This window comes from Microbacterium sp. Bi128 (assembly GCF_918698205.1).
The window spans coordinates 1-3,557 of the sequence record NZ_CAKKMM010000459.1 but is presented as its reverse complement, the minus strand read 5'-3'; the positions used below and the strand labels follow the sequence as shown (position 1 = coordinate 3,557).

The window sequence follows — 3,557 nt, the reverse complement described above, 5'->3', positions numbered from 1 at the left end:
GCCGCCGGTCTGGACGGCGAGTTCCGCGGTCTGGCGTGCGCGCAGGTAGGGCGAGGACCAGACTGGCGTGCGCCGGCCGTCCGGGTAGCCGGCGAGGAGCCTGCCCAGGGCCAGCGACTGCTCCCGTCCCGTGTCCGACAATCCGATATCCGCATCCCGGGCCGGGACGTCGATGACATGCGCGCCGGCCTGCTGAGCCAGCGTGGCGGCAACGTTGCCCTGGCTTTCACCGTGCCGCACGAGCAGTAACTCGCTCACGCCCGGAACGCCGTGTCCGTAGTGGCTCACCGTTCCCCCCATCCGTTGCTTTCCAACGTCGTCCTCTGCCGGGCGGGCCCGGGCTGGAATATGTGTGGCAGACAGGTTACTCCCGGGGGTGCGGATTTGTCCCTGCACCGGGGCGAGCAACATCCGGGGCCGCCGGGCTGGCAGGATAGAGCCATGCGCATCCTCATCGCCCCGGACAAGTTCAAGGGCTCCCTCACCGCCGTCGAAGCCGCCGCGGCCATTGCCGAAGGCGCCCTGCGCGTCTACCCCGAGGCCGACGCCATCCAGTTTCCGGTGGCCGACGGCGGCGAAGGGACCCTCGAGGCGGCCGTCGCGGCCGGCTATGAGGAACGGCTCAACGCGGTCGTCGGCCCGATCCTGGCCCCGATCGGTGCCGCGTGGGCCATCCGGGCGGATGCTTTCGGCGGGGCCACCGCGGTGATTGAAACGGCGCAGGCCTCAGGGCTGGCGCACATGGAGCCCACACCGGCCAACGCGCTGCGCGCCCACAGCTACGGCTGCGGCCAGCTGATCGCCGCCGCACTGGACGCCGGTGCCACGGAAATCGTGCTGGGCGTGGGCGGTTCGGCCATGAGCGACGGCGGCAGCGGGGCCCTCCGCGCCCTCGGACTCAAGCCGTTGGACGCCGCCGGCAACGTGGTGCCGCTCGGCGGAGGGTCGCTTGCCGACGTCGCGTCCGTGGACGTCAGCGGCCTCGACCCGCGGCTGGCCGGGGTGAAGTTCCGGATCGCCGTCGACGTCCAAAACCCGCTGTTCGGCAGTGACGGCGCGGCACACGTGTTCGGACCGCAAAAAGGCGCCGACGCCGATGCGGTGGAACTGCTCGACGCCGGCCTGCGCAACTGGGCTTCGGTCCTGCGCCAGAGTACCGGCCGGGACGTCAACGTGCCCGGCGCCGGGGCGGCCGGCGGGTTCCCGGCGTCGTTCCTGGCCTTCAGCACGGCCGCCCTGGAAGGCGGCTTCGAGCTGGTGGCCGGCCTCACCGGGCTGGACGCGAAACTCGCGGTGGCTGATTTGGTCATCACCGGGGAAGGCTCCATGGACAGCCAATCGCTGACAGGCAAGGCGCCGATCGCCCTCGCCGATGCCGCCCAGGCCCTCGGCATTCCGGTGGTCGTGGTGGCCGGCCGGATCCTCGTCACCCCGGAGGATCTTGCCCGCCACGGCGTGGTGGCCGCGGCGCAGCTGCTGGACGTCGCCGGCAGCCCCCAGGACGCAGTAGCAAACGCCGCAAAGTACCTTACCTGGGTCACCAGCCAGGTCCTCGAAGGCGCCTGACGCGCCTTCCTGACGCCCGTGCCGGCCGGCCTGCCGTCTAGGCGCCGGTCTCGTAGTGCGGTTCGGCCACGGGTTTGGACTCGGGGGAGCCCTTCTCGCGCAGGTATACCGAGGCGCCCACCAGGACCGCCACGGCGAGGAACTCGCTTTGCCAGTTCTGGAAGGACTCGAACCAGAATCGGCTCGTCGCCAGATAGCCCAGCACCGTCACGGTGGGCTGGCCGTGCGCCTGCTGGTCACTGTTGTAGTCCTCCGCGCCGCCAACCGCGTGCAGGGCGATCGACGCCAGGAACAGCAGGAGGAACATGAGCGAAAGTGAGTGTTCGTAGAGCTTGAGGACCCAGCCGCCGCGCCGCACGGGCCACGGCGTGGACTCCTTGAGCTTTGCCTGCCGGGGGTCCTCGTCCTGCGGGGCGGTCCGGCCCAGCGGCTTGGACTCGGAGGACCCCTTCTGGAACAGGAAGACGGTGAGGATGACGTACATGCCCATCTGCAGGAATTCCGACTCCCAGTTCTCGAAAGTCGCCTCCAGGAAGTTCCCGGTGCCAAGGTACTGCAGGACGGTCACGGCAGGTTCGCCGTGGGCCTGCTGCTCGTCGCTGTAGGTGCTTGCCCCGCTCAGGACCATGCCGACGAAAAACACGACGAACAGCCCGATATTGGCCAGAAGCAGTCCATGTTCCTTGACCCACTTGCCCATGGTTCCCGCGCCCGCGGTGTGGCGCTCATGTGAAACGTCTGTCATAGCGACTCCTCTTTGCGGGCCCGTCGACGGATCCAGGCAGGGACAAGTACCAGCAGCAGCACCAGCACGGCGAGCAGCCCGACGCCGGCGATCACGCCCGCCGTCCGGCCTACGGTGACATCGAAGATGAGTGAGGTGGTGCCCACGCTCAGCAGCCCCACCCCGGTCAACGAAAACCTGACGATGATGTCCGCGCTGCTCACGAGGGCCTGCTTCAGCCCTTGCCGGAACAGCCGGCGGTGCACGCTCACGGGCAGCAGGATCGTGGCCGTGGTCAGGGCGGCCAGGACGACGTTGGCGAGATACAGGCGGGTCTGGTAGTCATCGAGCGGCTCGAAGCGCGACTGGAACGGCAGCGTCAGGAGAAAGCCGGCGAGAATCTGGACGCCGGTCTGAAGTACGCGCAATTCCTGCAGCAGTTCGACCCAGTTGCGGTCCATCCGCTCGGCAAGGGACTCGTCCCTGCCGTCGTTCTTCGGCGCTACTGGGCCAGTCATCGGTACTCCTCCGCAAATCCTGAAACCAAGGGAACCCGACGCAGCACGCGGCCCCACCCTCAACCTAGGCTTGAGAGTTGCCAAAAACAAGTTGGTACTAAGCTTGCTGACGATATTGTGGTTAGGTAGAAACTGATTACTTCGCCGGGATGGATTCAGCGGGCCCCGGCCACACGGGACCGATGAACATCCCTGGAAACCGACACGTAGTTAGGCGGATTATGAGCGACTCAAGCGAACGGCAGGACCAGCCCAAGCAGCCCGACCAGCCGCGCGATCCGCGCGCCGGCTACCATTCCGGCCCGTTCCCGGAACAGGTCCAGAAGCAGCCCGGCCTCACCGCGCCCATGGAGCCCAAGCCGGACCACGGCGAGGAAAGCTACCGCGGCAGCGGTGCCCTGAGCGGCAAGGCTGCCCTGATCACGGGCGGCGACTCCGGAATCGGCAGGGCGGTGGCGATCGCCTTCGCCCGGGAGGGGGCCGACGTCGCCATCTCCTACCTGCCGGAGGAAGAAGACGACGCGCAGGACACCGCCGAGTGGATCCGAAAGGCCGGCCGCAAGGCCCTGCTGCTCCCCGGCGACGGCCGCAGCGAGGACTTCGCGGCGGACATCGTGAAGGCGACGCTGGCCGAATTCGGGCGCCTCGACGTCCTGGTGCTCAATGCGGCCTACCAGAAGAACCGCGAGAGCTTCGAATCACTGCCCACCGAAGAGTTTGATCGCGTTTTCAAAACCAATCTGTACTCC

The 3,557-nt window shown here is 67.9% G+C and carries 5 protein-coding genes; 2 read left to right on the top strand and 3 right to left on the bottom strand.

Annotated features, from left to right (window positions below; genetic code table 11):
* Positions 1 to 300: phosphoglycerate mutase family protein (locus tag LQV45_RS20990; RefSeq protein WP_230008671.1), on the bottom strand; the 300-nt coding region annotated here is incomplete at its 3' end.
* Positions 301 to 441: 141 nt separating this feature from the next.
* On the opposite strand from LQV45_RS20990, the gene LQV45_RS20985 reads away from it, so the two are divergent.
* Positions 442 to 1,566 carry a glycerate kinase gene (locus tag LQV45_RS20985; protein WP_230008670.1) on the top strand — a complete coding sequence of 375 codons (1,125 nt, stop codon included), beginning with the start codon at positions 442 to 444 and terminating at the stop codon, positions 1,564 to 1,566.
* A 37-nt stretch (positions 1,567 to 1,603) separates the two neighbouring features.
* Here the strand turns inward: LQV45_RS20985 and LQV45_RS20980 are convergent, their stop codons facing one another.
* Together LQV45_RS20980 and LQV45_RS20975 are read right to left on the bottom strand one after the other, a co-directional pair.
* Positions 1,604 to 2,311 carry a DUF6766 family protein gene (locus tag LQV45_RS20980; protein WP_374208264.1) on the bottom strand — a complete coding sequence of 236 codons (708 nt, stop codon included), beginning with the start codon at positions 2,309 to 2,311 and terminating at the stop codon, positions 1,604 to 1,606.
* Positions 2,308 to 2,808 (bottom strand): DUF6328 family protein, encoded by a 501-nt coding sequence (locus LQV45_RS20975; protein WP_230008669.1) that lies wholly within the window; start codon positions 2,806 to 2,808, stop codon positions 2,308 to 2,310. Before LQV45_RS20975 ends, LQV45_RS20980 begins: the two co-directional genes overlap by 4 nt.
* A gap of 221 nt (positions 2,809 to 3,029) precedes the next feature.
* Between LQV45_RS20975 and LQV45_RS20970 the strand changes: the two genes are divergently transcribed.
* A partial coding sequence (locus LQV45_RS20970; protein ID WP_230008668.1) for an SDR family NAD(P)-dependent oxidoreductase occupies positions 3,030 to 3,557 on the top strand: 528 nt, incomplete at its 3' end.

What these genes read in the sequence shown, in the direction of transcription:
- LQV45_RS20975 (WP_230008669.1), bottom strand. Translation starts at nt 2,808, where the DNA reads ATGACTGGCCCAGTAGCGCCGAAGAACGACGGCAGGGACGAGTCCCTT.
- LQV45_RS20985 (WP_230008670.1), top strand. Translation starts at nt 442, where the DNA reads ATGCGCATCCTCATCGCCCCGGACAAGTTCAAGGGCTCCCTCACCGCC.
- LQV45_RS20980 (WP_374208264.1), bottom strand. Translation starts at nt 2,311, where the DNA reads ATGACAGACGTTTCACATGAGCGCCACACCGCGGGCGCGGGAACCATG.